We start from the raw sequence: 25,584 nt of genomic DNA on the forward strand, positions 1-25,584 counted from the left end.
TCTAAAGCACATTTGCTCAAATGGTGATAAACCATACAGTTGAGGCTCATTAAACGCGACTTTAGGGTCAAAAGCTGTAAAGATTAGTAGTATCATACCGAAATCATCAGATTAGAAAACTCTCTTCAACCAGGTAATCACCGGATATGAAAAAAATCGCCATTTTTGGTAGTGCATTTAACCCACCTAGTTTAGGGCATAAAAGTGTTATTGAGTCATTGAGCCACTTTGATCTTGTGCTACTTGAGCCAAGCATTGCACACGCTTGGGGCAAGAACATGCTTGATTACCCAACTCGGTGCAAAATGGTTGATGCGTTCATCAAGGATATGGGGCTTTCTAATGTTCAGCGTTCTGATGCAGAGCAAGCTTTATACCAACCTGGACAAAGTGTGACGACCTATGCGTTGTTAGAAAAAACTCAAGAAATCTACCCAACTGCCGATATAACTTTTGTCATTGGTCCTGATAATTTCTTCAAATTTGCTAAATTTAGTAGAGCTGAAGAGATTACGGAACGTTGGACTGTTATGGCATGTCCTGAAAAAGTAAAAGTCAGAAGCACAGATATTCGCAAAGCACTGGCCGAGGGTGAAGAGATCGGCGCCTATACAACACCTTCCGTCCGTGATTTATTGCTTAATAAGGGCTTATACAGAGAAACATTGTCTGGGAACTGAGAGGTCAGATTTTCATGGTCAGAGTCGTTTTATTTAGTGCATGTGCGCTGCTTGTGGTGACACAAGCTCATTCCGCGTGTAACTATTTTTCTGATCGTTCCGTGGTGTTTGAAGATAACACGCTTCCAATCTGTGAAGAAATTTTAGATTCCATCGGCGTGTTAAGTACTGAAGCATTGATTTGGTATGCAGCGGAAGCGAAGCTTGAAGGACCAACAGAAAACTATTGGGAGGAGTGGGCGATTAAGCCGGAAGACACCCCACTTCTAACTCAAAACTTAGAAAAGAATTACTTTGGTCTTGGTTTTTGGATGCCGGAAGAGCTTCGAGACGAAGAGAGTAAAATGGATACAGAAGAGTGGCTTCGTAGTCACGGGTTGATGTTCAGCGTCGGTTTTGGTGATAAATCCGACGGACAGCCAAGAATGCGGTTTGATTATCGTTGGCACGAATATTATGACGCTGACTGGATGATGCAGATAGAAGTACCTTTCTAGGCATCTCAAGCAAATGAAAAAAGGGCGTACATTATCAATGTACGCCCTTTTTGTTTTAATCTACTTTCTGTGTCCGTAATTCTACGTAATGCTGAACACGTAGCTTGTTGAAGAGCAGTTATAGCGCTTCTCCAAAGACTAAAAAGCAAAGCTGTTCATATTCTTCGGTGTTACCAGCAAAAAGAGAGTCAACAATTTGCTCTTCCTTCTTCCCAGACAGTTTCATTTTTCTTGCTTCACGTAGTGTTAGTACCAAGCAAAGCTCTTTAGAAATATTCATGTCACAGCCAGGAGTCCATTGATTGATGGTTCTCGTTAACGTTGAGTGCGCTAGTTTAGGAGACAGCGTCAATACTTCATGTCTTACTACTGTCAGTAGATCGGTTTGCAGATCCGAGCGTTCGGCAGTTGTTGCTAGCTTCTCGACGAGCGCTTTTAGTAGCGGTGAAGGCTTCACAAAGCCCGCCTGTTGTGAGAAGTCGTCATTTAAACGCACAGAAAAATCACAACGATATACACGAGAATTAGGTAAAAAGGTGAGGGAGCTCAAACATCCTTGAGGAATCCAAAAATATTGGCCTGGTTCAATGGCATACTCCTGCTTACCCAATTTAATGACGGCTAACCCTTCGATGACAGACAGTAGACTGTGCTTCAGTGCTTTTTTACGCGCAGCTACATCAAGGAAGGGGTATTTAGCGTCGTGAAATTCAATTGCGTAGTTCATTATGAGTACCAGTGTTTTTTGGCGCTAAGGGTAACGTTAAACCCATATGATTCCAACCTGCTGAGAGAATTTTTTAGCATGATAAATGGTGGCTTAACTGGTATGACCATGTTAAAAGTATGGGTTGAAATGCTGCTTGTCAGCAAAACTATGCGTAAAATGTGCCAGCTTTTTTTGATATGTAATGAACAATGACAGCCAATACCGATCCTTATATTGAAATTCGTCCTTACAACGACGAAGAAATTCCAGCAGCGCTGGATCGTCTAATCCAAGATGATGAATTTATCACTGCTATCCTAGAACATCGCTTTGCTAATAAAGCAGCATGGTTCAAAACGCTAATGAGCCCGATCCTGCGCATCTACCTGAAAGCCAAGTGGAGCAAGCTTGATTCTGTCGAAGCAATTCAGATTGAAGTGAAGAAGTATCTGAAAGATACATTGCATAAGACAACGGATGGCGTCACTTTTTCTGGTTTGGATAAGCTGGATAAAAACACGTCATACCTATTCGTTTCTAACCACCGTGATATTGCGATGGACCCTGCGCTCGTAAATTATGGCTTGTACCAAAGTGGGCACCGTACAGTTCGTATAGCGATTGGCGATAACCTGCTGAAGAAGCCATGTGCGACAGAATTGATGCGACTCAATAAGAGCTTCATCGTTAAGCGCTCTGCTAAAGCGCCTAGAGAAATGATGAAAGCATTGGGACAACTGTCAAGCTATATCAAACATTCGCTTGATACTGGCAATTCAATTTGGATTGCCCAAAAGGAAGGCCGTGCTAAAGATGGAAACGACTTTACTGATCCTGCGATTTTAAAAATGTTCCATGTTGAAGGTCGTAAACAAAAGATCAGCTTTGGTGAGTACACGCGTTCTCTGAAAATCGTTCCTGTCTCGATTGCCTATGAAAATGATCCATGTGACATTGCCAAAGCAAAAGAGCTGTACGAAAAAGCAGAAAATGGCCGCTATGAAAAAGGCGAATTTGAAGATATCGAAAGCATCATTCAAGGTATCGTTGGCTATAAAGGCCGTGTACATGTTGCGTTTGGTGATGTGATTGAGCAAGAGTTTGAAACGCCGGAATCTCTTGCTGGTGAAATCGACCGCCAAATTCACAACAACTACAAGTTGTACCCAATCAACTTGTTAGCTGCTGGGCATGAAGATTCGAGCATCATTACGGAAGCAGTTAAGCGTCATCTCGCGGATAAGTTGGATCAGCTACCTGAAGGCGCAAGATCTTATTTGGTGGCGAGCTATGCCAATCCTGTGAATAACCAAGAGTAACTTTCGTCACTGAACTCTGTTGATTCAGAATGCCTTAAAGCCTCGGCCTGCCGGGGCTTTTGTTTATCTGCTCTTTAAGGTGCGACGGCGCCACCAAGGGTTAAATTGCTAGGCCATTTGGTGATCCTGTTACCACCTAAATAGATATTCCCTTTCACCGTCATTGTGTCTGGAAATACTTTCAGCGCTGATCCTCCAATATAAAGATTACCATCAACCACCAATCCTTCAGGAAGTTCAGAAATGGGAGTGCGAATAACACTTAGATCACCTTTTACTCGAAGTTTAGCTGGAAGCGCTTTTAACGGTGTATCTGTCAGATTTAGGTAACCGCCTAGTTTGATGCCTTTAGGCCAGTTTTCGATCTTACTACCTAGTAGGTTTGCATAGCCTTTTATCTTTGTTCCTGAGCGAATAACTTTGAGTGCGCTGTTAGTTGCTTCCAGACTGCCTTCAACATCAAGCCCTTTAGGCAAGGTTTTGATAGGGGTTTGTGAGATGTTTAAGTTGCCCTTTACCACTAGGCCAGAGGGTAGTTGGGTGTAAGGCTTGTTTCTAAGATCAAGATTGCCGTAATTATCGATGTGACCAAACTTAGAATAGTAATCTAGCTCATATGCCAAAGGAGACGAGCAGAGTAGGATTGAAGTAAGGCATAGGGAAACAAAACGCATAGTCAAAGAGTTAGTTAAATACCGAGATCAACAGGTGCTTATCTTATACTTAAATAAACCTATTATGCATTTTTTGCTCACAGTTTTTGATTCATAACTTAAATATTCAAATTAGAGATACACGTTAAAAGTGTGCGCTTCTTTACTGAGCTAAGTAACTTCAAGCTTACTAAAATGAGATAAATTAAATGATTGAATGTGAAGCAGACCCATGTGTAGAGGTGAGAAAAATATCAGTAGATATTTGAATAATATGAGATTCTTCCAAGAACTTCACAAGGGTCCTTGTTAGTATTATTGAGGTTTGAGGGAGATTTTCATGAAGTTAAAAAGTGTATCTATTTTTACCGCTGGTGTTTTTGCAGTACTGCTGTCGGGTTCCGTTTTTGCTAAATCGTACAGTACACCAGAAAACAAAGCGCTAATAGTTGCTGACGGTAAGGTAGGTCAGCGTATCTGTTACTACGATGATAAAGCCTACACCACAGGGGCCGTGATTAATGTTGAAGGCGTATTACTGATGTGTACCGCTGAGAACGATTTTGAAACCAATGGCTCGTTAAAGTGGGTCGTGTTCAAAAAAGATAAATAAACGCGCCGAAGTTGTCTGTTTCATTTAGAGCGGTTTAAGATTAAGAGATTGGAAAAATAAAAAGCGAGCATCATGCTCGCTTTTTTCATTAACGCGCGAGTGAGCGAGTTTTTAACTCAAAGATAAGTTTTTCAGCACTTACTTCAAATTTGAATCGAGCCGTCGCTTGGTTCGATTCTTCGGTTATTTCTGAAACATTGTATTCAACATCAGCACATACTGATTTAGCGAGCTCGATGTATTTTTGTAGTTCAGACTCTAGCTCTGTTTTTGTCTGTGCGAAAACCGTTACGTCGGCAACTTCGTCACCTTCTTTGATGATAAAGCCAATCTCGCCAGCACAGCCGCAGGCCTCACATACTTGGTTTTTTTCTAATTCGACACTCATAACGAATCCTCTTGTAAATACTAAGGGTATTCTATCAGGTATTTGATCTGTATCTACAAAAATGACGACTTTTGCGTAAAAAAGGAACAGAATAGGCACTTGTTAAGTAAGGGTTAAAGATTGGATTACTAAATCATCAAGAACGTTAATGTGATATATATCAACATTTAAAATCAATTAACGAACATAGTGACGAGATTTTGCTCAGTCCAGTTGAACTAATGGTTAATTTATAAGACTATTTCTTGATTGATTATTTTTAATAATTATCATTCTTGGTCTTTGAATAGTTTCGATGAATAATTGGCGCAAGGTTTTGATGAGACTAACTTTTCGCCTTATTTTGAGTAGCATGTATTGACAAAAACATAACTGAAAATTACACATTACGCAGTGTAAAGACGTTATGGTTTGGAACTCGACATGATATTAAATAGTCGCAATACATATACCCAAAGCGCTTTAAAGTGCAGCGCTTAGCAACCTGATTTCTAGGTTTTCGCTAATCGAACCGCATCGGCGAGCCGGGTATAATGCTAAGAATGATTTCATTCTGGCCTCATTTAATAGTGAGTTAGATGGATTTACAAAGAGAAGAGCTTAAAATATGCCAAAGCGTAGTAAAGAAGATACCGAAATCACTATCCAAAAGATCATGGATGCCGTTATTGATCAGCTACTCAGATTAGGTTACGACAAAATGTCGTACACGACGCTAAGCCAGCAGACAGGTATATCGCGTACCGGTATTAGCCATCACTTCCCTAAGAAAACGGACTTCACCGCCGCACTGGATGGCCGTATCTTTAAAATGTTTATTGAACACTTAGAGTTTGATAAAGGATTAAATGCATTTTCACAAAGTTGGATTAAAGCGCTGGAAGATGCTGAGTTCCTCGCGATTTTACGACTGCTATTCCATCACATTGTCACCGCTGAAAATGCGCAAGAATTTGCTGCTAATGGTATTGACCGCTTATACAAAATGGTTGAAAGCCAGTTTGGTGCGGGTGGTGACAAAGAGCTTGAGTGGTTGATTGGTCGTTCATTGATCCAAATGAGCAAGTAATAGCGTTTAAAGCAACAAATTCTGCCAATATAAAAGCAAAGGCCCGCAACTCTCATATTGCGGGCCTTTGCGTATCAAAGTGTTTTCGAGACGGCTTTAGAGGAGATACGCTTTATGCTGCGGCATGCACTTGAGGGAAGTCTAGCGTCGGATGTTTTGTCACAATAGAGCGATAGCCATAAACTTGTTCAATGCGCTCTGACGTTAGTGCATTCCATGGCGTGTCATCACAAACTAGTTTCCCGTTATGCAAGAGTACAAGGCGGTCCGCGTACTGAGAGGCTAGATTCAAGTCATGTAACACCACAACCACCGCAGCGTTCTGTGCTTTTGCCGTTTCACGAGCAATTTTTAACGTGTTGTGTTGATGGGCGAGATCCAACGCTGAGGTAGGTTCATCAAGCATTAAGATTCGTTTTTCGCCAGATTGATGTAGTTGTGTCATCACTCGTGCTAGATGCAGTCGTTGCTTTTCTCCACCAGATAAAGACGGGTACAGGCTTTCTGCTAAATGCAATACGTCGGTTTGTTCCATGTAATGTAAAGCCAGTTTAGTGGTTTCTTTATTGGACAGTGATAGCGGTATTGCCCCCAGCTCTACGACTTCTCTGGCTAGAAATGGGAAGGTTAAGGTGCTGTGCTGCGGGAGCATTGCAATATGTTTGGCGCTTTTTTCAGGCTCCCAATCATGCTTTTGTTTACCGAAGTAGGTGATGTGATGATTCGAAGAGATCTCACCGCATAGAAGCTTGAGTAAAGTACTTTTACCTGCGCCATTGGGGCCGAGTAGGGCGGTCACTTCACCAGCTCGGATATCAATGTTGATGTCATCGAGCACCACACGGTTGCCATATGTCATCGAAATGTTTTTCCCCGATAAAACGATCTGGTTCATTACAAAATCTTCCCTTTTTGCTGGAACAATAAGTAGATGAAAAAGGGCGCGCCAATCAATGCGGTCACGATTCCAACTGGTAATTCAGCTGGTGCCACGGCAACACGAGCAAACATATCTGCGGCAGTAAGAAGCAGTGCTCCCATTAAGGCAGATATTGGTAATAGCGTTCGATGGTCAGGCCCAGCGAGCATGCGCCCTAAGTGAGGAATCACGAGCCCAATAAAGCCAATTGCACCACTGATGCTCACCGTAATACCAACACCCAGTGCAGAAAGTAAAATAAGCTGACGTTTGAGTTTTTGAACCGGAACTCCTAAGTGTCTTGCTTCTGATTCCCCTAACAACAGAGCATTCAGCGCCATCGACTTCTTCTGGAACCAGAGTAATAGGATGACGAGTGTTACAGCAGATAGAGCAATCCCTGACCAATTTGCACCAGCTAATGAGCCCATCGACCAAAGCGTCAAGTCTCGCAGCATCTGATCATCTGCGATAAAGTTCATGTAGCCAATCGCAGCACCCGAGAGCGCACTGATGGCAACGCCGGCTAACAACATAATTGTAACTGAGGTACCAAACTTACTTGTGCCGAGTTTATAAACGAGAATAGTCGTTAGTGCACCGCCAAGGAAAGCAAAAAGAGGCAAAGCCGCTAAGTTCATTAGTTGCGGATAGTTTTGGCTAAATTCAGCAAATACAACAATAGCGAATGCACCACCAAGAGCAGCGCCAGCAGACACACCAATGATACCTGGCTCGGCTAATGGGTTACGGAACAAGCCCTGCATAACCACACCACAAATTGCCAAAATGGCGCCGATGAACATACACAAAATGGTGCGAGGCAATCGGATTTCGTTAATGACCAACTGAATGTGAGGAGCGAGATCAGAACTGCCTCCCGTTAGGCTACGCAAACTGTCAGCAAAGCTAATGTTCATTGGGCCAACGGTAATAGAGGCGATAGCAATAAATGCTAAAAATCCACTAAGCACTGATAACGTCGTTGAAAGGGGGATACGTCTTAACAACATGTCATGTCTCTATGGGTAAAGCAGTGCATTCAAGCGTTTAGCTTCTGCAAGGCTTTTAAGGCCCAAACCACCTACCAGAGCATGGCCATCAATCGTTATGATGTCTTTGTTCTTTCCAGCGGGTGTTGCAGCAAGAAGCGGCATTGCTTTTAAAATTGCATCGGCACCACCCAACGTTTCATAGCTGCGACCACTAACAAGAATCACGTCAGGCTGCATCTCTACCATCGCTTCTGTGGATAGAGGCTTGTAAGACGAGAGTTGTGTAGCGGCTGGGTTTTGTCCGCCGGCGAGTTGAATAATTGCATCGGGTGTCGTTTGTGAGCCCGCAACATTTGCAGGTCGCCCTTCATGGATCAGCAGAAAGAGCACTTTCTTTTTCTTTGCTTGATCAGGCTGGTTTGCATTGAGTGCTTGTACTTGCGCCTGGACATCTTGCTTTAAGCTTTCAGCTTGAGCTTTGCGATCCATAAGGTTCGCAATTTGATCAATACGTTGATAAAGGCCCTCGACATTTGCATCAGTATTAACGATTTCTACCTCTACGCCAGCCGATTTCAATTGGCTCAATGTTGTTTTCGGCCCCATCTCATCAGAACCAATGACTTTTGTCGGACGTAAGGCGAGCAACCCCTCCGCTGAAAGACGACGATGGTAGCCCACTTTAGGCAGTTCCATTCCTTTTGGTAATTGACTGGTGACGTCGATAGCAACCAAGCTATCTTTAGCGTCGAGTTCAAGCAAGAGTTCAGTGACGGCGCTGCCTGCGCTAACAACGCGCTCTGAGGATGGCGTTTCATTGGCAAAAAGTTGACTACTCGCAAGTAGGGAAATGGCTGCCGTGACAACAGCATGAATAGTGATGCGTGTGTTCTTCATTTTGAAAGGATCTCTATCTTACTTATTTTTATGATGGCTCTTCAGTGAGTAACTGAGTTGCTTGAATTCCGTTTTCTTGTAAAAAGCCGAGAAGTTGTACTAGCGACTGAATATTCGCGGTTTTTTCTGCTCCAATTACAATCGGTTTATCGCTTGACTTACTCTCTTCTAACAGCGCGAGGGTAAAGTTGTCCCAATCGATATATGTCTTGCCGTTAATAGCCCAGTAAGGCTCGTCTTTAAGAATATTTACCGTGATGGATTGCTTATCGACATCTGCAACAGCCTGAGATTCTGTGCTCGGTAAATTGACGTCTAATGAATCGAGTTTGACCGCTGCGGTTAACATCAGGAAAACCATGACGATAAAAATAATGTCTAACAGCGGTGTTAAATCGGGGGTTAAACCGTTACGACTATTTTCTTGTGGTGTTTTAATCATTGACTTGCGGCCTCAATCTTCCCAGAAGAGCGCAGTGTTACTTTTGAGTGGTCTGGCGATACATGCTGTAACGAGATGCCTTCAAGCCATAAGTTGACGTAGTTTAAAGTGTGCTCAAGCTTGGCGATTACACGATCCGCCCACAAACCAATGATCTGCGCTCCTGAAATGGCAGGAAGTGCGATAATGAGACCCGCGGCAGTGGTGCGCATAGCAAGACCTAGGCCGTCAGCCAAATCATTCGGAGTGATATTCCCCGTTGAAACCGCGATGCCTTTAAACATGTCAATTAAGCCAAGTACCGTACCAAGCAAGCCAATTAAAGGGCTGATGACGCCAATCAGCGTCAGCAAACGAAGGCCGGAATGCAACTGATGGCGTTTTTCTTGCAGCCAAATACCTGCGGCATCTTCTCTTAAAGATTTCGAAAACGAATGATGAGCAAGCAACATCGCAACACCACGGTACAGAAGCGGCCGCTTATTCGACAACTCTTCAGCAAGTGCTTCAAGTTCGCTCCCATTTGTTGGGTCTAATCCTGTGAGCTTTTGGCGAATGGCTCGCTTTCCTACACCAAGGCTAATTAACACATGGAATAATCGCTCGGCGATGATCATCACGGTTAGAGCTGAGCAAATGATCAAAGGCCATGTCATCAGCCCAAATTGAGTTTGTAATTCTTGTAGTTGTTCCATTATCCATCCAACTTAAAACGAACAGGTACGTGTACTCGGTGAGCGACTTTTAGCCCACCTGAAATATGTGGTGTAAATTGCCACTGTTTGATCGCACGAAGTGCTGAGGCATCTAGCGACTCTGTGCCGGAAGACTCAATCAAAACCTGTTTAATCTGGTTACCATTCTCATCTAGCCATATCTCATACAAGGCTACACCTTCAATACCGCGTCTTTGTGCAGACCTTGGGTAACGGGGTTGTGTTGGTTGACTCACAAACGTTGGTTTGTCTACCAAGACAGGCTGAGACGTTGCCCCTTTGGATTGGCTCGCAGGTGCGGATTGTTGAGCTACCGTCTCTTTCTTCACTGGTTCCGTTTTTTTCTTTGGTTTCGCTTCGGGCTGAACCTTTTGCTTTGTTACGGTTTTGGTGGGCTCGACCGCTTTAGGTTTAGATTGTTTAACCGGTTCAGGTTTTTTCTCTACTACCTTCTTCTTAACAGCGTCTTTCTTGACGACCTGTTTTTTTACAATCTTCTTTTCTGGTTCAGGTTGGTCTTGAGGCTGCTGCTCTTTTGGTGGTGCTACATTTTCTGGTGTAGATTTTTCGACAGCTGGAGGAGCAGACACAAGATTTAGACTTACCGAACTTGCTGGGTTTCCAGCCGGCATCGCGAACACCTTTGTCTCTTGAGAAACAAAAAGAAGTGCGGCATGGATGGCAAGGGAAGCACCTCCTGCAATGACATATCTTTGTACGTTCACGGAATATCTCGGGAAACTATGAAAACTTGGGCAGATTATTACTTACAATGGAAATAAGATCAATTATCAATTGCATTATCATTACGCTCAAATTATGATTCTTGCAGAATTTTCAAGATCAGCTTCCATCCCTTACATGATGGGAGTTAAGCGAGTATATATGAGCGTCGATATCGATAAGCTTGATGAATCAGTGTTGGGCAGTGATAGTCCTGATCCATTGCGATTTGCTTTTGTTAAGAAGCATTCTGTACATGCCGGGGGAGCGAGCGTACCTGTGCCCTCGTCTCAACAACAGGCGATTTTTTCGAGTATTACGGCTAACTCAATTAAAGCGACCAATAAACGCTGTCTTTATATTCATGTTCCGTTTTGTCGCGTTCGTTGCACTTTTTGTAACTTCTTTCAAAATGCTGCAAGTCGCACACTGGTTGATGAGTACTTTGAAGCATTAATGCAGGAGCTTAGAGAGAAAGCGGCATTACCTTGGACACAAAATGGTATTTTTCACGCCGTATATATCGGGGGCGGAACGCCAACGGATTTATCTCCAGTACAGGTTCGTGTGTTAGGCCAGGCTATCCGAGACCACTTTCCTTTGGCTGCAGACTGCGAAATCACCTTAGAAGGTCGCATCAATCGTTTTTCTGATGAGTTGTATCAAGGCGCTTTAGAGGGTGGGTTTAATCGTTTCTCTTTTGGTGTGCAAAGTTTTAATACACAAGTGCGCCGCAGCGCAAAACGTTTAGATGATAGGGAAGATGTCCTCAAACGAGTGAGCGAGATCGCCAAAGAAGACAAAATTCCGGTCATTATCGATTTACTCTATGGCTTACCTTATCAAACCAAAGAAGTGTTAGAGCAAGATTTAAATGATTTCCTCTCGACTGGTGCACACGGACTGGATTTGTATCAGTTAGTGGTTGGTGGGTCCGCTCCCATGCTCAACCTCGTAGAAAAGGGAAAAATCCCGCCACCTGCGACCACACCAGAAAAAGCGGGAATGTATGAGCTCGGTGTGAACTTTATGGCCAAACACCATATGAAGCAACTGAGCGTGAACCATTGGGCAATCGATAACCGCGAGCGTAGTTTATACAATAGTTTAGCCAAGACTTATGCAGAGGTATTGCCAATTGGCTGTGGTGCTGGAGGTAATATCGGTGGCTACGGGATGATGCAACACCGCACACTAGAGACCTATATTAAAGCGGTCAAAGAAGGTCAAAGCACCATCGCGATGATGATGAAACAAAGCCCTCTAGAACCACTTTTTTCTGCACTCAAATCTGCGTTTGACCGTGGCATTGTTCAAGCAAATCAACTTCCATCATTTATGGGAGAGGACGCGTTCGGGTTTTTATTGCCTCTATTTAAAGTGTGGCAAGCGAAAGGCTTAGTACAGCTACATGAACGTAGCGCAGTCCTTACTCTTGCAGGCAGCTTCTGGGCAGTGTCATTGGCTCAAAGTTGTATTCAGGTACTCACATCAGAGATGAACGAAACCGTACCGAAAGCATCCAATAATTAATGAAAACAAATTGAACAAAAACGGAAGACACAATGGAATCAATCAAGCAACAAGTTGAAGTATTACTAGAGCAAGAACCACAATTATTGCCAGCTGCGATGGCAGAGCGTCTTGGCATTTCCGAGTTTGAGGTTGTTGCGGCTCTACCTCAGGAAATGGTGGCTATTGCACCAGGAGAGCAAGCGCAAAGCATCTTAGAAAGTTTGGTTGGTTTTGGCCCGGTGACGACCATCGTCCACTCTTTTGGTTCTATCTTTGAAGTTAAAGCGCCGTTTCCAAAAGGAAAAGTGGCGCGTGGCTATTACAATTTAATGGGTAGAGAAGGTGAACTGCACGGCCACCTTAAATTAGATAACGTTAAAAATGTCGCATTAGTCAGTAAACCGTTTATGGGTAGAGAGAGTCACTATTTTGGTTTTTTCTCAGAGTGCGGAAGCAATATTTTCAAGGTTTATTTAGGCCGTAACGAAAAGCGCGAGTTGATTGAAGAGCAAGTCACCGCATTTCGCGCCCTACAAGCCGAATTAAAAAAGTAATCACAAACATAATCGAGGCTTAACTCGAATACTAATTAGTAAAGTCAGGTATCAATATGGATCAACAAGTTAAACAAGAGCGTTTGCAAGGTCGTTTAGGGCCAGAGATCAAAGAGTTTCGTCAGGAGCGCCGTACACTTCAGCTTGCAACTGTCGATGCAGAAGGTCGCCCGAATGTAAGCTACGCGCCTTATGTCCAAAACCAGGAAGGTTATTTCGTTCTCATTTCTAAAATCGCTCGTCATGCCCGTAACCTTTTAGAAAATCCAAATGTTTCATTGATGATGATTGAAGATGAAGAGTCTTCAAAGCAGTTGTTTGCTCGTAAGCGCTTAACTTTTGATGCGGTAGCAAATGTAGTTGAGCGAGACACAGAGATGTGGCAACAAGTTGTTGGACAAATGAAAGAGCGTTTTGGTGAGATTATTGATGGTCTAAGCCAGCTAGAGGATTTCGTTTTGTTCAACTTAAAGCCAGAATCGGGGCTATTTGTTAAAGGTTTTGGTCAGGCGTATCAAGTGTCTGGTGATGATTTAGTAGATTTTGTTCACCTTCAAGAAGGTCACAAGAAAGTCGAAAGTGCCTGATTGTAAACCGATCATATGAATGTCGATCATTTGGCATAATGAACGTTTAAAGGGAGTTAGGTTATACTGACTCCCTTTTTATATTGGAACAAAAGCATGAAACCTGTAAGCAAGGAATTGAGCGAGATTTGCTATCCGTTTATTTACGAGGACAGTCCGGTTTGTGACTTTGAAATTACAGCAGATGAACTTTGTAGTCGTATTGGCCTTGTTCTCGCTATGGAGTTGGACGAGTTTAGCCGTGATATACTGACAAGAATACAGCCTAATGTTTATCATCTAAATGGTTCGGTTCGCGGAAAATTAGCGATTACAGAGACGGAAGTTGAAGAGTTAAAGGCCGATTATGCTTTGCTCAAGCAACGCATTGATGGTGGCTTCAAAGGCTTTGTTCTACCCGGAGGGCACCCGGCAGCCAGTCAATTGCATTTGTGCCGTTGCCAAGCTAAAAAAACGGTACGAGCATTAGTTGCCGTTGAACATACAGGTAAGAAGCAGCCCGCACCTATTTTGTTTCGTTACGCGAACTTATTAGCGAATGTACTTTACAGCCTAGCTTCTTATATTAATCATACTCATCAAGTCAAAGAGACGGAATTCGTTTCTCGTAGTTACGCGATGCCAAAGAAGTGAGCTGAGAAATTAGCGGATGTGAGCATCAGGGGTAGGACAAGCACTGCATTATATTCTCAAATCAACTCGTCCAATAAGAGTTAAGAAGTCATAGCTTTGGCTTCTAGCTCTTTTGCTCCGCGAAGCATCGCTTCGATTAGTTCTCCTGCATTGAATTTCTCAAGTGCCTCATGCGCGCCAACTTGGTGAGCTCTGTCTACACAGATTTCGCTCGATAACGATGTGTGTAAAATGCGGTATGAATGGTTCAGAGAGGAATTATTCTGAACTTCAAATGCTAACTCATAACCGTCTAATCCGGGCATTTCAATATCGCTGACCAGAATATCAATTGGGCGATGAGCCGCAGCGTCACTTTTCATCAGTTCCAATGCATCTAAACCATTTTTACAGATTTGATACCCAATATTGATGCTATCGAGTGCGTCACACAGCTGTTTACGAGCGATGGAAGAGTCATCCACCAATAGAATACTGAGTGCTTTTAGGCGTTCTCGCTCAATATCTGTCAGCATTGGTATCTTTGAATTCTCGTACTGCGGATAAATTTTGGAAAGTAGCAGTTCCACATCCAGCATTTGAACAGTTTTGTCCTCGTAGCGAGTAATTCCAGTCACGAAAATATTTTTTCCAGCGCTCGGAGGTGGCGTTTCAATAGCTTTCCAATCGCACTCAATAATCTTCTCTATACTACGAACCATAAAAGCAACCACGGTTCGCAAGCAATCTGTCACGATCAAGTAGCAGCTTTTATATTCTTCTTCACTTATAGGACGAAAGCCAACAGCCGCTGACATATCGATCACTGGTACTGTTAAGTTACGTATCGTAACGGTTCCAATGACGTGATGATGCGAGTAAGGGATCTTCGTCGTTGGCATGTATGGGACGATTTCACGGACTTTTAGCGTACCGATAGCGAAACTCTGTTGCAGGGTGAGCTTAAACATCAACATGCCCTGAGACTGATTCGCTTTGCTAACGACTTTTGCCATGAAAATAACCTTATAAATACCACCGAATTGTGTCTAATCTAATCTTATCAGACGAAGGCTTCAACCATCGGAGAGACAAATGTGAGCTTTTTAGACAATCTTTTAGAGAATAGTGATTAACTGAGCAAAACTTGTTTGTATTTTAAACTCATTATGTAGACGATTTTATATTCCTCGTGTATTTGGGCCTTTACCGCTGAGCTATTATTAAGAAATGTTTGGTCTGTTAAAAAGGATTGGGTACACTTGCGCGACCAGAATAGTGAGAGATAGATCAATGGCAAATACAGCAGCCGCATTACATATTCTTGTGAAGCACAAAGAGCAAGCGGAAGACATAATCAAGCAACTGAAAAAAGGCGCAAAGTTTCAGACATTAGCGAAGAAGTATTCAACTTGCCCGTCAGGCAAACGCGGTGGTGACCTTGGTGAATTCCGCCGTGGTCAAATGGTACCTCAATTCGACAAAGTGTGCTTTTCTGGCGAAGTGTTAACGCCGCATCTAGTTAAAACCAAGTTCGGTTGGCATGTTGTAAAGGTGCTTTACAGAACATAAGGCTTGGTATCGACCTAAACATTGTCAGATGAAACCCACAAGCATTAAATATCATCTGTACGGTCTCTTTTCACCAATCACTACCGTTATGACATGGCAGATACATTCTGATCTGCCATGCTCCACCAAACGCCAATCTTTCCAAACTAGAAACTCATTTATATGCAGTTAACTTGGCTTTTCTCATAAGTCGTTATCCTATTTCAAGCTTTGGTATGAGAATACGTTTGCTGGTTGTATCAATTATCAATGCTATTCCTTGCTGGCGAACTTTGGTTCATGTTCGGGCGCCATTCGCATATGATAGCGACCTTATAAAAATTAATCCTGTTCATAATTTAAGATGTCCCTGACTCATAAAGACTATTTTAAAATCGCATTTCCTTTCATCGTTTCTACTGTTACCCAGCCATTATTGGGGGCGGTGGACACCGCGGTGATCGGTAAACTCGGTGTGGCTGAGATGATTGGTGGTGTAGCGATAGGCACCGTCATCATGAATACCTTGTATTGGCTGTTTGGCTTCTTCCGCGTCAGTACTACCGGGCAAAGTGCAATCGCATTAGGTAAAAATAGCCCAGAGGATCAAGCGAGCAGCTTATTGCGTCCTTTCGTGCTTTCGCTCTGCCTTGGCTTGATTTTCATTGCGTTGCAGTCCGTGATTTGGATGGGGGCAGAGCTGATTATCTCCCCTGATGCCGTCGTGGCAGAAAACGCTAAGATTTACTTCGATATCATGATCTTTGGTGCGCCATTTGTACTGCTGAACTACACCGTGATTGGTTGGTTGATGGGGCAGGCGAAAGCCAAAGAAACCTTGTTCACGCAAGTGTTTGGTAACGTGCTGAACATCGTGCTGGATATCGTCTTTGTGTTGTACTTCGATATGGGCATTGCTGGCGTTGCGGTAGCGACACTTATCGCGCAAATTTCGACGTTTGTTATTGGTGCGGTACTGGTGCTGAAAACTTGTCGCTTCCCGCTGTTTGATTACATTCAAACAGCAAAAATGACGCGTAAAGATTTCAGAGTCATTGCGTCTTCCAATATGGATCTGCTGCTTCGTACTGTGTGTCTATTGGTGTTCTTCAACATGATGGCGCGTGTGGGCTCTCAGCTTGGTTCTGATGTGCTCGCGGCGAACGCAATCATGATGCAAGTGACCTTTATCGTCAGCTACATGTTCGACGGTGTAGCGAACGCGTCGAGCGTCTTTGCAGGTAAAGCAGTAGGGCAGAAGAATAAGACATTGCTTGATAACGTGATTAAGCTAAACACGCAATGGACCGCAGCGTTCGTTGTTGTCTTGACCTTGCTGCTAGCGCAGTTCAAACACCAAGTGGTGTCGTTATTTACCACTTTGCCAAATCTTGTTGAGCTGTATTTGGACATGAGCCCTTGGTTATTGGCATTCCCGTTGGTTGCTGGTTTTGGTCTTACGTTTTACGGCATCTTTACCGGTACAGGGACGACGCGACCAGTGCGTAACTCTACCTTTCTAACCATGGTGTTGTTCTTAGTGACTCAATTTATTGCGGTGCAATATTGGGGCAACCACGGTTTATGGCTGGCATTCACGTTGTTCTACGTTGGGCGCTTTGTCTTCTTGTTTCCATACCTCGGTCAAGTTAAACAAAAGTGTCTTTAATACACACTGTCACAAATGACCTAACTTAGATGTTCTTATCACAAGGGGGGGAGCTATCTGCCCTTGTTGATAAATCTGAAAAAGGTGATGAAATAACCTTTCCGACTGGTTTCCTTGCTTTAACCCGCATGATATTATTTGTGATGTTATATTATTACATTTAGTTTGATGCCGTGATTTCTCGACCAATACTCTCCGTTAATAATCTCAGCCTTACAGACTCAGAACGCACACTCTTCAAAGACATTTCTTTTGAGCTGTTTCAAGGTGAAGTTCTTGCCATTATGGGACCTTCCGGCATTGGTAAATCCATGTTGTCGAAAGCCGTCGCAGGTTTTTTGCCGTCTGATATTTGGGTAGACGGAAGTATCCAGCTTAACAGCAGTGAAGTCGCACAGACTGCCATGCTGCAACGCAGTCAATCGCAGCGTCCTGCGGTCATTTTCCAAGATGCACTTAAAGCACTGAATCCATTGGCCTCTGTCGAGCAACAACTGTGTTTGGCATTGACGGGCAACAAAACACGTTTGTCTTCAGCAAACCGAGAAACGGTGACGACCTTGCTGTCTCAACTCGGATTTACGGATCCAAAAGCAGCATTAGCGCAGCATCCAAGCCAGCTATCTGGTGGTCAACGTCAGCGTATTTGTATTGCGATCGCGTTGCTTGGTAGTGCCAACTTGATCATCGCGGATGAGCCCACCAGTGCGCTCGATCCAATCACCGAAGCGGAGATCCTTGAGTTGTTCCGCAGCAGTGTTCAGCAACGCAACATCAGTGGTTTGTTGATCACGCACGATCTATCTGCGGCTTTGGCGTGTGACAAAGTTTTGGTGATTGCGGACAACACCATGGTGGCTTATGGCGCACCATGGCAAGCCATTCAGCAAAGTTCGCATCCTTTCTGCCAACAACTTGCGCAACTGCTGCCTTAACCTCATCTCTGGAGCCTATTTTGACTAAGCACAACTTGAGCGGGCACACGCAGCCTAAATCGGCGGAAGTTCGCTTTGAGCAAGCCAGTGTTCACTATTACTCCAAACCAAGTTGGTTAGGGGGCAAACCGTTTAAAGCGCTCGAACAATTGGATCTTGCTATCGACACAAAGAACATTGCGATTGTTGGTCCTTCTGGTGCGGGTAAATCGACCTTGATTGAGCTTCTGTTCGGTCTTCGTAAGCCCACATCTGGTGAAGTGTATGTGTGTGGTTATCCGTTATCGCGTAGCTCGGCTAAGCAGCGACAAGAGTTGTGTCAGCACATTCAGCTGATCCCACAAGAGCCGCAATCGAGCTTGAATCCTTATTACACCGTTCGCCAGATTTTACTGGAACCTTTGAGCAACATTGGTTTGACGCAAGAGCTCAACGAGAGGGTGGAAAAGGTGTTGGCGGATGTCGGTTTGGATCTCACATTGTTGGATCGTAACCCGCAGCAATTATCAGTTGGGCAAGCCCAACGTGTGGCTATCGCCAGAGCTTTGATTGTTGAGCCTTGCGTATTGGTTGCCGATGAGCCAACCAGCAGCTTAGACCCCGTCAGTCGTAAACAGATTCTCGACTTGTTGGCAGGCATTCAAAAGAGTCGTCAGATGCGCCTGATTTTGGTGACACATGACCTCGATGCGGCACAAACCCTATGCGATGAAATCCTAGTGTTAGACAAAGGACGCGTTGTCGAGCACGGCACAGCACAGAACGTGACAAATAACCCATCGCACTTGATCACGAGAGCCTTGATGAGCGCTCAACACAAAAGTAATGAATTCACAAAAACCATTGGAGAGGTTTCTTATGCACCTTAGTACTCCCAAGTTAGCTTTGTCGCTGGCTTTAAGCGCATTGCTGACGGGTTGTTTTGACTCTGGCGAAAGCAAGCCAGAAGCGGAAAAAGCAGCTGCACCGCAAGCAACGGAAATTCGCGTTGCCATGATGCAACCACCACGCACAGGTTTATCGCCACTTTCAGATGACGCGTTCAAACTGTCACGTTGGAGCACGGCAGAAACGCTAGTGAACCTAAACGATCAGTCGGTAGCAGAACCTATGCTGGCAACAGAGTGGGAACAAGTTGACCCGATGACGTGGCAGTTTACGGTACGTAAAGGCGTGAAATTCCACGATGGTTCTGAGCTTGATGCCAACGCGGTCGTGAACTCTCTGCAAAAAGCATTAGATGCCGCACCTAAACCACGCATCTTGGACGGTATCGAATGGCAAGTTCGCGCATTGGACGACTTCACTGTTGAAATCAAAACGACCTTTAACGATCCACTGTTGCCAAGCCGTCTTTCTAGCCCACAGCTAGCGATCCTTTCTGGTGCTGCATATCAAGAAAACGGTCGTGTTGTGCCAATCAAAGCAGGTACGGGCCCATTCGTTCTGACAGAAATCAACGGGACAACCAGCGCAAAACTGAAGCGTTTTGACGGTTACTGGGGTGAAAAAGCAAAAGTAGACAGTATCTTTGCTGAATACGTACCAAACGGTTTTGCTCGTGCTGCAGCACTGCGTACTGGTGAGGCGGATGTAGTGGAAGCCGTTCCTGTTTCGCAAATCGCGATGATGGAATCTTCACAGCTGCACGAAGTCGCAATGCCGCGTACCAACACGCTTTACCTAAACAATAAATCAGATGTGTTTAGCCAGTTCGGCTTGCGTAAAGCAGCAGCTCAAGCGGTTAACCGTGAGCAAATCATCAAAACGGTTTACGAGAACCACGCCGATTCAGCGAAAGGTCTGTTAGGTCCAGCATTGGCATGGGCTCAACCAATTCGTGATGCGAACCCTCGTATGGAAACCATGGAAATGCGCCACGCGAACGGTGAGAAGATCACCATCGGTACATTTACCGACCGTGCTGAGTTGCCAGAAGTGGCGGTGCTGCTAAAGCAACAACTTGAAGCGGCTGGCTTTGTGGTTGAGCTAGATGTTCGTGAATACGCACAAATCGAAAACGATGCACTAGCAGGTAAGTTCGATGCGTTCTTGTTGTCACGTGCAACGGTGCTGGATTCTGGTGACCCAGTGGCGTACATGCAAAGTGACTTTAGCTGTAAAGGTTCTTACAACCTAGGTCAGTTCTGCTCTGAAGAAGTGGACGCAGCATTGAAACACGCTGATCGTCAGCCTTTGGGTGAGAAACGCCAACAAGCGATCATCGAAGCAGAAAGCAAAATCCTTGAGCAATACGCTGTGATTCCACTGCTTCACGAGCGTGTAATCCAAGGTGAGAGTGACCGCGTGAAGAATGCACAACGTGACCCACGTGAGCGTCGCCTGATCGACCAGTTTACTGAGGTGAACTAACTCGATGTCGTCTGTTGCCAACATGCGCTCTCGTTGGAGCGCTTGTGTGCCTGAATGGGTTACGCGTTTTTTGTCGCGCTTCCTGTCACTCGGGGTAGTGGTTGTGCTGGTGGGTTTGATGCCGGATATTGCAGGTATCGATCCAAGCCAATCAATCCTCCGTGCCCGTGCGGGTGCTCAACAATTGCTGACGGCGGAAGCTCTGCAAGCCATTCGAGAAGATCTTCAACTTGACCGCAGCGCTGCTGAGCGACTGTGGGATTGGTTGACGCTTGCCATGCAAGGTGACTTAGGTGTCTCTTGGGTGAGCGGGGCGTCCGTCATGGAGAGCGTTCAACAAACCGCAAAAACGTCACTATTACTGATGCTTACAGCGTTAGGTATAGCATTTGTAATGTGCATGGCGAGCGTGCTTTACACCGTGCGTCGTTGGCAACAGAATCGTTTAGACAAGCATCACGACACGCTCAGTTCGGTGTTGGTTTCATTGCCTGAATACGTGATTGCTTCGTTGCTGATCATGGTGTTTTCCATCTGGTTGGGTTGGTTCCCGCCTTATGGTTGGCAAGGTGTGCAAAACCTCTGGCTACCCAGCTTGGCAATGGCATTGCCTGCTGCTGGCTTGTTCGGGCGCTTGCTCAATGACAGCCTCAAGCGTGTACTAGGTGAGCCTTGGGTGATCACTTGGCTATCGGCGAACGTCAGTAAGTTTCAAATCTTACGCTTTGCCTTATGGCGTGCCGTTAGTAACTTGATTCCTCAAATCGCAATGACGGTGATTGGTTTAACCGGCGGCGCGGTTGCTGTGGAACAAGTGTTTTCCATTCCGGGCATCGGACGACTAATCTTAGGCGCTGCGAAGTCACAAGATCTGCCGATGCTGCAAGGAGGCTTGTTGGTGTTGCTGGTGTTCTCGATGTTGATCAGCAGTGCGAGCATCTTATTGCAACGCTGGTTACTCGGGCACAGTGTCACAAGTGGCAAGCTGATCAGCAGTCACAGCACGTTCCGTTTTACCCAAAGCACCACCAAACGCATCGTCAGTGCGACAATCTTTGCTTTGCTGATTGGTTGTGCTGGATGGGCGTTGATGCGCGATCCTTACACCATCCAATTTACCCGCCTTGAATCGCCAAGCTTAGCAGCACCGTTTGGTGCCGATGCGGTTGGACGAGATCTGCTTGCTCGCGTTGGCGGCGGTATGATGTCGACAATCAAAATGGGCATCATCGCGACGTTCCTAAGTTTGGTGATTGGCTTGCTGCTCGGTTTCGTGACTCGTTATAGCCAAGGCTTAATTGAGATCACCAAAGGTGTGCCATACATTGTGGCGGGTCTGCTGATTGCTGGTCTAACGGGGATGAACCCAAACAGCGCTTTGATTGCGATTGTTATGGTGTCATGGGCACCATTAGCAGCGCACTGTGCGAGCTTGTTGATGGAAGCCAAAGCGCAGCCTTACACGCATCTTGCGCCCATTTGGGGAACCAGTCAGTGGCGAGTACTCCGTTACTACTTGTTGCCTTATGTGCTGCCGCCATTGATTCGCCACGCGTTTCTACGTTTGCCATACATTACGCTCAGTCTGACGTCTCTGAGTTTTATCGGACTTGGCGTTAAGCCGCCAGAACCTGAGTGGGGCTTATTGATTGCAGAGAATCTGCCTTACATAGAGCGCTCACCATTAGGTGTCTTGCTGCCAATCTCAGGCTTAGTTTTGATGGCAATTGCAGTGAATTTGATTTTTGATGACAAGTGACGAGCAGCGATAAAGCGAAGTGAGCTTCCATATCCAGATGTAATCAGTAATTTGGTAATTTAGAAAACAAAAGGATGTGTTTTCTGCCAGAAAGTACACAGCACGGTCTATGTATATTGGAAGCACCTATAAATTAACGAGTATAAAAGTTACGCGAACTCAGATGTTTAGGTAGTGTTACTCTTTATACACACGTAATCCTTTATCCGTTAATTCTTGAGTGACCACTTCGGATAGGTTTCGATCGGTAATAATTCCGTCCAATTGCTCGATGTCTAGTGCATGAAAGCTCGCTATCTGACCGTATTTAGTTGAGTCTGAGATCAGATAATTGGTTTGTGCCGCCTTGATGATTGCTTTTTTAACGAGAACTTTATTTTCATTAGGTGTTGATAAGCCTTTCAAGCTCCAAGATGAAGTCGAAATAAAGGCGATATCAATATTTAGCCCATTCAAGAACTCTGCGACTTTTCCTCCAATGGTGGATTGGTTCTCGCGGTCAATTTTTCCCCCAGTGTGGTAAAGCTCACATTCACTGTGCGTCATAAGGAAAGCAGCAATAGAGAAGTCATTGGTGATCACTAAAAGATCATTACGATTTGCTATTTGATGGGCGATTTCTAGAGAGGTTGTTCCCGCATCCAAGTAAATCGTAGCGTCTTGACCAATTAACGTAGCCGCCAGCTTACCAATTTGAATTTTTTCATCCGCTTGTTGCTCGACCTTCGCATCATGGGAAAGTTCGGAATGTAGAGCTTGAGCGAGTTGCACTCCACCAGAAACAGAAACGACTTTACCTGAGGATTCAAGCTTCACGATATCACGACGAATGGTCATATGTGATACGCCAAGGTGGTCGGTTAAATCTGAAATGCTTAACACTTCTTGATGTGATAACAGGGATAATATGGTTCTTTGACGTTCTGCTGGGATCATAGTTTCACTTCTATATTCTTGTTTTTCAGTATCCTACCAATCTTTTCATTTGTTGTGAATATCTGTGAATTATGTTCTCAACGTTGTAAGAACAGCCTTCGCTTGTGTTAACTGCTCGGAATATCTCTGCCCATAAAGAGGTATATATCACGACATTGTTAATTTGTGTGAAAAAATGTGATTCAAAGCGAGGTCTTAGTATTAATCTTCACATATAATCACATCAACCAAACAAGAGTTAACAAAGTTTAATAGACCAGAAGGCATTGTTTTTATGAGTGAAGTTCAATCTGTAGGTGTTATCGGTTTAGGCTCTATGGGAATGGGCGCCGCAAAGTCATGTGTGCGTGCAGGCCTAGATGTCTATGGTTTCGATTTAAATTCTCAAGCGCTTGAAGAGTTAGGTTCATTCGGTGCAAAAGCTGTTTCTACAAATGCAGTTGAGTTTGCAGATAAGCTTGATTCGGTTCTAGTTCTTGTTGTGAACGCAGCTCAAGTTAACACGGTCTTGTTCAAAACCGGTCTTGCTAAAGTGCTTAAGCCGAATACGCCAGTAATGGTTTCAGCAACCATCTCAGCAGAAGACGCAAAACAAATTGAAGCGAAATTGGCAGAACACAACCTTGTGATGCTTGATGCACCGGTATCTGGTGGTGCTGCAAAAGCAGAATCAGGTGAGATGACTATTATGGCGTCGGGAGCGCAAAGCACATTTGATGCACTTGAACCAGTACTCAACGCAACGGCAGCTAAGGTCTACAACATCGGTGAAGCGATTGGCCTAGGCGCAACTGTGAAGATTATCCACCAATTGCTAGCAGGTGTTCATATCGCAGCTGGTGCTGAAGCAATGGCATTAGCGGCACGTGCAAACATTCCTCTTGACCTGATGTACGACGTGGTGACGAATGCAGCGGGTAACTCTTGGATGTTTGAGAACCGCATGAAGCATGTAGTTGATGGTGACTACTCCCCTAAATCTATGGTCGACATCTTTGTGAAAGATCTAAACCTCGTATCGGACACAGCAAAAGATCTCAAATTTCCACTTCCTCTATCAAGCACAGCACTAAACATGTTTTTGAGTGCAAGCAATGCTGGTTTTGGCCAGGAAGACGACAGTGCCGTTATCAAGATTTTTGATGGTATTGAGCTTCCAGGTGTAGAAAACAAACAGAAGTAAGCGCACGTAAAACGGAGAAAAAATGATGTTATTAGGCGTTATCGCAGACGACTTTACTGGCGCAACAGACATCGCAGGTTTTCTTGTAGAAAACGGCATGCGCACAGTTCAGCTTAACGATATTCCAAAAGAAGAGATTGATGTAAATGCAGATGCGGTCGTGATCAGTCTTAAATCTCGCTCCTGTCCTGTAGATGAGGCAATCGAGGATTCAGTAGCTGCGCTTAAGTGGCTGCAAGCAAATGGCTGTCAGCAGTTTTACTTCAAGTACTGCTCAACGTTTGACAGCACAGCAGAAGGTAACATTGGTCCTGTAACGGATGCACTGCTTGCAGAGCTAGGTGAAGCGTTCACCATTGTATGCCCATCATTACCAGTGAATGGTCGCACAGTTTACAACGGCCATCTATTTGTATTCCAAGACTTGCTAAGCGACTCAGGTATGCGTAATCACCCTGTGACACCAATGACTGATTCAAGCCTAGTTCGTATGATGGATGCTCAATCTCAAGGCAAATCTGGCCTGGTAAACTTCCAAATAATTGAACAAGGTCCAAAAGCGGTAATTGAGCGCTTTGAAGAGCTAAAAGTACAAGGTAACCGCTATGCAGTGGTTGATGCATTCAATGCAGAGCATCTTGTCACACTTGGCCAAGCGGCGAAGTCTCTAAAACTGGTAACTGGTGGTTCTGGTTTGGCTGCGGGTATTGCTAAGAACTGGATAGAGAACCTTGAAGATCAAAGTGATGCGAAGCAAGAGGGGAACCCTAAAAAGGCACCAACCGTTGTGTTATCTGGATCTTGTTCTGTCATGACCAACCAACAGGTCGCTGTTTACAAAGAAAAAGCGCCACACTTTGCTATTGATGTGAAGGCGTGTCTGACGGAAGAAGATTACTCAAATCAAGTGTTTGATTGGGTCATGACCAACATCGAAAGCGAGTTCGCACCACTGGTTTACGCAACCGCAGATGCAGCGGCGTTAAAAGCGATTCAACAAGAGTTTGGCGCGCATGCTTCAAGTCACGCGGTTGAACATTTCTTTAGCCAACTTGCAGTTAAACTTCAGCAGCACGGTGTGAAAAATTTCATCGTTGCGGGTGGGGAAACCTCAGGGGTTGTAACCCAAAGCCTAGCCGTAAAAGGTTTTCATATCGGTCCTCAAATCGCACCAGGTGTACCTTGGGTGAAGTCACTTGAAGGCGAGCTTTCTTTGGCTCTGAAATCGGGCAACTTCGGCGATGAACACTTCTTTGCCAAAGCACAGTCGTTTTTTGAATAGGTGAGGTT

At 44.6% G+C, this 25,584-nt stretch carries 28 protein-coding genes; 17 read left to right on the forward strand and 11 right to left on the reverse strand.

Features of this window, described 5'->3' with window-relative positions:
• Nucleotides 1–146: 146 nt before the first annotated feature.
• Both R7Q41_RS02345 and R7Q41_RS02350 read left to right on the forward strand, forming a co-directional pair.
• Nucleotides 147–680, forward strand: a complete 534-nt coding sequence (locus R7Q41_RS02345; protein ID WP_318144334.1) for a nicotinate-nicotinamide nucleotide adenylyltransferase — start codon at nucleotides 147–149, stop codon at nucleotides 678–680.
• Nucleotides 681–694: 14 nt separating this feature from the next.
• On the forward strand, nucleotides 695–1,177 hold the full coding sequence (locus R7Q41_RS02350; protein ID WP_017635276.1) for a hypothetical protein: 483 nt from the start codon (nucleotides 695–697) through the stop codon (nucleotides 1,175–1,177).
• Nucleotides 1,178–1,295: 118 nt separating this feature from the next.
• Here R7Q41_RS02350 and R7Q41_RS02355 read toward each other — a convergent pair whose 3' ends face one another.
• The gene (locus R7Q41_RS02355) at nucleotides 1,296–1,904 is read right to left on the reverse strand and encodes a hypothetical protein (protein ID WP_005375302.1); all 609 of its coding nucleotides are present in this window, start codon (nucleotides 1,902–1,904) and stop codon (nucleotides 1,296–1,298) included.
• 191 nt (nucleotides 1,905–2,095) lie between these two features.
• On the opposite strand from R7Q41_RS02355, the gene R7Q41_RS02360 reads away from it, so the two are divergent.
• Nucleotides 2,096–3,205 (forward strand): 1-acyl-sn-glycerol-3-phosphate acyltransferase, encoded by a 1,110-nt coding sequence (locus tag R7Q41_RS02360; protein ID WP_137283074.1) that lies wholly within the window; start codon nucleotides 2,096–2,098, stop codon nucleotides 3,203–3,205.
• A gap of 74 nt (nucleotides 3,206–3,279) precedes the next feature.
• On the opposite strand, the gene R7Q41_RS02365 is transcribed toward R7Q41_RS02360, so the two are convergent.
• Nucleotides 3,280–3,879 (reverse strand): hypothetical protein, encoded by a 600-nt coding sequence (locus tag R7Q41_RS02365; protein ID WP_017821237.1) that lies wholly within the window; start codon nucleotides 3,877–3,879, stop codon nucleotides 3,280–3,282.
• A 319-nt stretch (nucleotides 3,880–4,198) separates the two neighbouring features.
• Here R7Q41_RS02365 and R7Q41_RS02370 point away from each other — a divergent pair, with 319 nt between their 5' ends.
• Nucleotides 4,199–4,471, forward strand: coding sequence for a YnjH family protein (locus R7Q41_RS02370; protein WP_005375306.1), 273 nt, complete (start codon nucleotides 4,199–4,201; stop codon nucleotides 4,469–4,471).
• An 88-nt stretch (nucleotides 4,472–4,559) separates the two neighbouring features.
• Here R7Q41_RS02370 and R7Q41_RS02375 read toward each other — a convergent pair whose 3' ends face one another.
• Nucleotides 4,560–4,859, reverse strand: coding sequence for a YfcZ/YiiS family protein (locus R7Q41_RS02375; RefSeq protein WP_005375307.1), 300 nt, complete (start codon nucleotides 4,857–4,859; stop codon nucleotides 4,560–4,562).
• Nucleotides 4,860–5,466: 607 nt separating this feature from the next.
• On the opposite strand from R7Q41_RS02375, the gene R7Q41_RS02380 reads away from it, so the two are divergent.
• A complete protein-coding gene (locus R7Q41_RS02380) occupies nucleotides 5,467–5,928 on the forward strand; it encodes a TetR/AcrR family transcriptional regulator (RefSeq protein WP_005385033.1) in 462 nt (153 codons plus the stop codon).
• Nucleotides 5,929–6,040: 112 nt separating this feature from the next.
• Here the strand turns inward: R7Q41_RS02380 and R7Q41_RS02385 are convergent, their stop codons facing one another.
• From R7Q41_RS02385 to R7Q41_RS02410, 6 genes are read right to left on the reverse strand one after another with little or no spacing between them, the layout of a single operon-like run.
• Complete coding sequence (locus R7Q41_RS02385) at nucleotides 6,041–6,823, reverse strand: heme ABC transporter ATP-binding protein (protein ID WP_005385036.1); 783 nt, start codon at nucleotides 6,821–6,823, stop codon at nucleotides 6,041–6,043.
• Nucleotides 6,823–7,860, reverse strand: coding sequence for a FecCD family ABC transporter permease (locus R7Q41_RS02390; RefSeq protein WP_005375318.1), 1,038 nt, complete (start codon nucleotides 7,858–7,860; stop codon nucleotides 6,823–6,825). Before R7Q41_RS02390 ends, R7Q41_RS02385 begins: the two co-directional genes overlap by 1 nt.
• 9 nt (nucleotides 7,861–7,869) lie before the next feature.
• On the reverse strand, nucleotides 7,870–8,739 hold the full coding sequence (locus tag R7Q41_RS02395; RefSeq protein WP_182016438.1) for a heme/hemin ABC transporter substrate-binding protein: 870 nt from the start codon (nucleotides 8,737–8,739) through the stop codon (nucleotides 7,870–7,872).
• Nucleotides 8,740–8,767: 28 nt separating this feature from the next.
• A complete protein-coding gene (locus tag R7Q41_RS02400; RefSeq protein ID WP_005375322.1) occupies nucleotides 8,768–9,181 on the reverse strand; it encodes an ExbD/TolR family protein in 414 nt (137 codons plus the stop codon).
• A complete protein-coding gene (locus R7Q41_RS02405) occupies nucleotides 9,178–9,876 on the reverse strand; it encodes a MotA/TolQ/ExbB proton channel family protein (protein WP_017821236.1) in 699 nt (232 codons plus the stop codon). Before R7Q41_RS02405 ends, R7Q41_RS02400 begins: the two co-directional genes overlap by 4 nt.
• Entirely contained in the window at nucleotides 9,876–10,622 is a 747-nt protein-coding gene (locus R7Q41_RS02410) for an energy transducer TonB (RefSeq protein ID WP_318144335.1), read from the reverse strand. The genes R7Q41_RS02405 and R7Q41_RS02410 overlap by 1 nt, the downstream gene beginning before the upstream one ends.
• A gap of 160 nt (nucleotides 10,623–10,782) precedes the next feature.
• On the opposite strand from R7Q41_RS02410, the gene hutW reads away from it, so the two are divergent.
• From hutW to R7Q41_RS02430, 4 genes are all read left to right on the forward strand, one after another.
• A complete protein-coding gene (gene hutW, locus R7Q41_RS02415; RefSeq protein ID WP_318107698.1) occupies nucleotides 10,783–12,153 on the forward strand; it encodes a heme anaerobic degradation radical SAM methyltransferase ChuW/HutW in 1,371 nt (456 codons plus the stop codon).
• 32 nt (nucleotides 12,154–12,185) lie between these two features.
• Complete coding sequence (gene hutX, locus R7Q41_RS02420) at nucleotides 12,186–12,689, forward strand: heme utilization cystosolic carrier protein HutX (protein WP_005385051.1); 504 nt, start codon at nucleotides 12,186–12,188, stop codon at nucleotides 12,687–12,689.
• 56 nt (nucleotides 12,690–12,745) lie between these two features.
• Nucleotides 12,746–13,276 carry a heme utilization protein HutZ gene (gene hutZ / locus R7Q41_RS02425; protein WP_005375331.1) on the forward strand — a complete coding sequence of 177 codons (531 nt, stop codon included), beginning with the start codon at nucleotides 12,746–12,748 and terminating at the stop codon, nucleotides 13,274–13,276.
• Nucleotides 13,277–13,372: 96 nt separating this feature from the next.
• Nucleotides 13,373–13,909 carry an ATP:cob(I)alamin adenosyltransferase gene (locus tag R7Q41_RS02430; RefSeq protein WP_042521559.1) on the forward strand — a complete coding sequence of 179 codons (537 nt, stop codon included), beginning with the start codon at nucleotides 13,373–13,375 and terminating at the stop codon, nucleotides 13,907–13,909.
• Between the two features lie 80 nt (nucleotides 13,910–13,989).
• Here the strand turns inward: R7Q41_RS02430 and R7Q41_RS02435 are convergent, their stop codons facing one another.
• On the reverse strand, nucleotides 13,990–14,904 hold the full coding sequence (locus tag R7Q41_RS02435) for a chemotaxis protein (RefSeq protein WP_005385059.1): 915 nt from the start codon (nucleotides 14,902–14,904) through the stop codon (nucleotides 13,990–13,992).
• Nucleotides 14,905–15,118: 214 nt separating this feature from the next.
• Between R7Q41_RS02435 and ppiC the strand changes: the two genes are divergently transcribed.
• The 6 genes from ppiC to R7Q41_RS02465 all read left to right on the forward strand — a co-directional run bounded on the left by ppiC (nucleotide 15,119) and on the right by R7Q41_RS02465 (nucleotide 22,175).
• Nucleotides 15,119–15,460, forward strand: coding sequence for a peptidylprolyl isomerase PpiC (gene ppiC / locus R7Q41_RS02440; RefSeq protein WP_080276970.1), 342 nt, complete (start codon nucleotides 15,119–15,121; stop codon nucleotides 15,458–15,460).
• A gap of 343 nt (nucleotides 15,461–15,803) precedes the next feature.
• Nucleotides 15,804–17,108, forward strand: a complete 1,305-nt coding sequence (locus R7Q41_RS02445; protein WP_206970776.1) for an MATE family efflux transporter — start codon at nucleotides 15,804–15,806, stop codon at nucleotides 17,106–17,108.
• 173 nt (nucleotides 17,109–17,281) lie between these two features.
• Nucleotides 17,282–18,043 carry an ATP-binding cassette domain-containing protein gene (locus R7Q41_RS02450; protein ID WP_213885192.1) on the forward strand — a complete coding sequence of 254 codons (762 nt, stop codon included), beginning with the start codon at nucleotides 17,282–17,284 and terminating at the stop codon, nucleotides 18,041–18,043.
• A 20-nt stretch (nucleotides 18,044–18,063) separates the two neighbouring features.
• The gene (locus R7Q41_RS02455; protein ID WP_086047266.1) at nucleotides 18,064–18,912 is read left to right on the forward strand and encodes an ABC transporter ATP-binding protein; all 849 of its coding nucleotides are present in this window, start codon (nucleotides 18,064–18,066) and stop codon (nucleotides 18,910–18,912) included.
• A complete protein-coding gene (locus tag R7Q41_RS02460) occupies nucleotides 18,902–20,416 on the forward strand; it encodes an ABC transporter substrate-binding protein (RefSeq protein ID WP_318107740.1) in 1,515 nt (504 codons plus the stop codon). The genes R7Q41_RS02455 and R7Q41_RS02460 overlap by 11 nt, the downstream gene beginning before the upstream one ends.
• 4 nt (nucleotides 20,417–20,420) lie before the next feature.
• Nucleotides 20,421–22,175 carry an ABC transporter permease subunit gene (locus R7Q41_RS02465; protein ID WP_411979063.1) on the forward strand — a complete coding sequence of 585 codons (1,755 nt, stop codon included), beginning with the start codon at nucleotides 20,421–20,423 and terminating at the stop codon, nucleotides 22,173–22,175.
• 177 nt (nucleotides 22,176–22,352) lie between these two features.
• Here R7Q41_RS02465 and R7Q41_RS02470 read toward each other — a convergent pair whose 3' ends face one another.
• On the reverse strand, nucleotides 22,353–23,111 hold the full coding sequence (locus tag R7Q41_RS02470; RefSeq protein ID WP_005375354.1) for a DeoR/GlpR family DNA-binding transcription regulator: 759 nt from the start codon (nucleotides 23,109–23,111) through the stop codon (nucleotides 22,353–22,355).
• A 274-nt stretch (nucleotides 23,112–23,385) separates the two neighbouring features.
• On the opposite strand from R7Q41_RS02470, the gene ltnD reads away from it, so the two are divergent.
• Both ltnD and otnK read left to right on the forward strand, forming a co-directional pair.
• Nucleotides 23,386–24,294, forward strand: a complete 909-nt coding sequence (ltnD, locus tag R7Q41_RS02475) for an L-threonate dehydrogenase (RefSeq protein WP_161445308.1) — start codon at nucleotides 23,386–23,388, stop codon at nucleotides 24,292–24,294.
• A 25-nt stretch (nucleotides 24,295–24,319) separates the two neighbouring features.
• Nucleotides 24,320–25,576 (forward strand): 3-oxo-tetronate kinase, encoded by a 1,257-nt coding sequence (gene otnK / locus R7Q41_RS02480; protein ID WP_318107928.1) that lies wholly within the window; start codon nucleotides 24,320–24,322, stop codon nucleotides 25,574–25,576.
• The last annotated feature ends 8 nt before the right edge of the window (nucleotides 25,577–25,584 follow it).

Origin of the sequence: Vibrio sp. 2096, from assembly GCF_033339595.1 — a bacterium.
Classification (GTDB): domain Bacteria; phylum Pseudomonadota; class Gammaproteobacteria; order Enterobacterales; family Vibrionaceae; genus Vibrio; species Vibrio alginolyticus.

Coding starts and splice junctions, on each gene's coding strand:
- R7Q41_RS02345 (WP_318144334.1), top strand. CDS start 147: ATGAAAAAAATCGCCATTTTTGGTAGTGCATTTAACCCACCTAGTTTA.
- R7Q41_RS02350 (WP_017635276.1), top strand. CDS start 695: ATGGTCAGAGTCGTTTTATTTAGTGCATGTGCGCTGCTTGTGGTGACA.
- R7Q41_RS02355 (WP_005375302.1), bottom strand. CDS start 1,904: ATGAACTACGCAATTGAATTTCACGACGCTAAATACCCCTTCCTTGAT.
- R7Q41_RS02360 (WP_137283074.1), top strand. CDS start 2,096: ATGACAGCCAATACCGATCCTTATATTGAAATTCGTCCTTACAACGAC.
- R7Q41_RS02365 (WP_017821237.1), bottom strand. CDS start 3,879: ATGCGTTTTGTTTCCCTATGCCTTACTTCAATCCTACTCTGCTCGTCT.
- R7Q41_RS02370 (WP_005375306.1), top strand. CDS start 4,199: ATGAAGTTAAAAAGTGTATCTATTTTTACCGCTGGTGTTTTTGCAGTA.
- R7Q41_RS02375 (WP_005375307.1), bottom strand. CDS start 4,859: ATGAGTGTCGAATTAGAAAAAAACCAAGTATGTGAGGCCTGCGGCTGT.
- R7Q41_RS02380 (WP_005385033.1), top strand. CDS start 5,467: ATGCCAAAGCGTAGTAAAGAAGATACCGAAATCACTATCCAAAAGATC.
- R7Q41_RS02385 (WP_005385036.1), bottom strand. CDS start 6,823: ATGAACCAGATCGTTTTATCGGGGAAAAACATTTCGATGACATATGGC.
- R7Q41_RS02390 (WP_005375318.1), bottom strand. CDS start 7,860: ATGTTGTTAAGACGTATCCCCCTTTCAACGACGTTATCAGTGCTTAGT.
- R7Q41_RS02395 (WP_182016438.1), bottom strand. CDS start 8,739: ATGAAGAACACACGCATCACTATTCATGCTGTTGTCACGGCAGCCATT.
- R7Q41_RS02400 (WP_005375322.1), bottom strand. CDS start 9,181: ATGATTAAAACACCACAAGAAAATAGTCGTAACGGTTTAACCCCCGAT.
- R7Q41_RS02405 (WP_017821236.1), bottom strand. CDS start 9,876: ATGGAACAACTACAAGAATTACAAACTCAATTTGGGCTGATGACATGG.
- hutW (WP_318107698.1), top strand. CDS start 10,783: ATGAGCGTCGATATCGATAAGCTTGATGAATCAGTGTTGGGCAGTGAT.
- hutX (WP_005385051.1), top strand. CDS start 12,186: ATGGAATCAATCAAGCAACAAGTTGAAGTATTACTAGAGCAAGAACCA.
- hutZ (WP_005375331.1), top strand. CDS start 12,746: ATGGATCAACAAGTTAAACAAGAGCGTTTGCAAGGTCGTTTAGGGCCA.
- R7Q41_RS02430 (WP_042521559.1), top strand. CDS start 13,373: ATGAAACCTGTAAGCAAGGAATTGAGCGAGATTTGCTATCCGTTTATT.
- R7Q41_RS02435 (WP_005385059.1), bottom strand. CDS start 14,904: ATGGCAAAAGTCGTTAGCAAAGCGAATCAGTCTCAGGGCATGTTGATG.
- ppiC (WP_080276970.1), top strand. CDS start 15,119: ATGTTTGGTCTGTTAAAAAGGATTGGGTACACTTGCGCGACCAGAATA.
- R7Q41_RS02445 (WP_206970776.1), top strand. CDS start 15,804: ATGTCCCTGACTCATAAAGACTATTTTAAAATCGCATTTCCTTTCATC.
- R7Q41_RS02460 (WP_318107740.1), top strand. CDS start 18,902: ATGCACCTTAGTACTCCCAAGTTAGCTTTGTCGCTGGCTTTAAGCGCA.
- R7Q41_RS02465 (WP_411979063.1), top strand. CDS start 20,421: ATGTCGTCTGTTGCCAACATGCGCTCTCGTTGGAGCGCTTGTGTGCCT.
- R7Q41_RS02470 (WP_005375354.1), bottom strand. CDS start 23,111: ATGATCCCAGCAGAACGTCAAAGAACCATATTATCCCTGTTATCACAT.
- ltnD (WP_161445308.1), top strand. CDS start 23,386: ATGAGTGAAGTTCAATCTGTAGGTGTTATCGGTTTAGGCTCTATGGGA.
- otnK (WP_318107928.1), top strand. CDS start 24,320: ATGTTATTAGGCGTTATCGCAGACGACTTTACTGGCGCAACAGACATC.